Raw genomic sequence first — 1,139 nt, 5'->3', positions numbered from 1 at the left:
CTAGTGTCCTGCGCCAGGAATCCGTTCAAGATATGAGGCGAGGCGTTCGAGGATCTCGTCGGCGGTCTTGGTCCAGGTGAAGGGCCTGGGGTCTCTGTTCCAGGTCTTGATCCAGTCGCGGATGTCGTTTTCCAGCGCGCGGAGGGTCTTGTGGACGCCGCGCTGGAGGCGCTGCTGGGTCAGCAGGCCGAACCATCGCTCCACCTGGTTCAGCCAGGAGGAGTAGGTGGGGGTGAAGTGCATGTGGAAGCGGGGGTGGGCGTCCAGCCATGTGATGACGGTCGGGTGCTTGTGGGTGCCGTAGTTGTCGCAGATCAGGTGGACCTCCAGGTCCGCCGGGACCTGTTTGTCGATCTTGGCCAGGAACTTGCGGAACTCGCTCGCCCGGTGCCGGCGGTGGATCGAGCCGATGATCTGCCCGCTGGCCACGTCCAGGGCGGCGAACAAGGTGGTGATGCCGTTGCGCAGGTAGTCGTGGGTGCGGCGTTCGGGCATGCCGGGCATCATCGGCAGCACCGGCGCCGACCGGTCCAGGGCCTGGATCTGGGACTTCTCGTCCACCGCCAGCACCAGCGCCTTCTCCGGCGGGTCCAGATACAGGCCTACGACGTCACGGACCTTGTCGATGAACTGCGGATCGTTCGAGAGCTTGAAGGTGTCGACCTGATGCGGCTTGAGACGAAACGCCTTCCAGATCCGGCCCACCGTCGACTTGCTCAGCCCGCTCTCAGCCGCCATCGACGCCCGCGACCAGTGGGTGGCATCCTTGGGTGTTCGCTCCAGCGTGGCCACCACGACCTGCTCGATCTGCTCATCGGTGATCTTGCGTGGGGCGCCCGGCCGCGGTTCGTCCACCAGACCCTCCAGCCGCCGCTCGGCGAACCGGCGCCGCCACTTACCCACCGTCTGCGGCCAGATCCCCAGCTCAGCAGCCACTTCCTGGTTCGTCTTACCGTCCGCACAGCCCAGCACGATCCGACACCGCTGCGCCAACGCCTGCGACGACTTCGCCCGCCGCGCCCAACGCACCAGCGTCTCGCGCTCCTCATCGGTCAACCTCACCTCGGCCACCGGCCGACCCCTGCGAGCCATCCAGCAACCCTACATTTCTTCAACGAATTTCAGACGCGGGACACTAG

General features: G+C 65.7%; 1 protein-coding gene. It reads right to left on the bottom strand.

Going from position 1 to position 1,139, the window contains the following annotated elements; genetic code table 11:
• Window positions 1–1,092 (bottom strand): IS630 family transposase, encoded by a 1,092-nt coding sequence (locus tag QSK21_RS35835; protein WP_285702209.1) that lies wholly within the window; start codon window positions 1,090–1,092, stop codon window positions 1–3.
• Window positions 1,093–1,139: the final 47 nt, after the last annotated feature.

The organism is Actinomadura sp. NBRC 104412, from assembly GCF_030269515.1.
In the GTDB taxonomy this organism is placed as follows: domain Bacteria; phylum Actinomycetota; class Actinomycetes; order Streptosporangiales; family Streptosporangiaceae; genus Spirillospora.
Note: the sequence above shows the minus strand (reverse complement) of the source record. Positions and strands in the feature narration are given on the sequence as shown.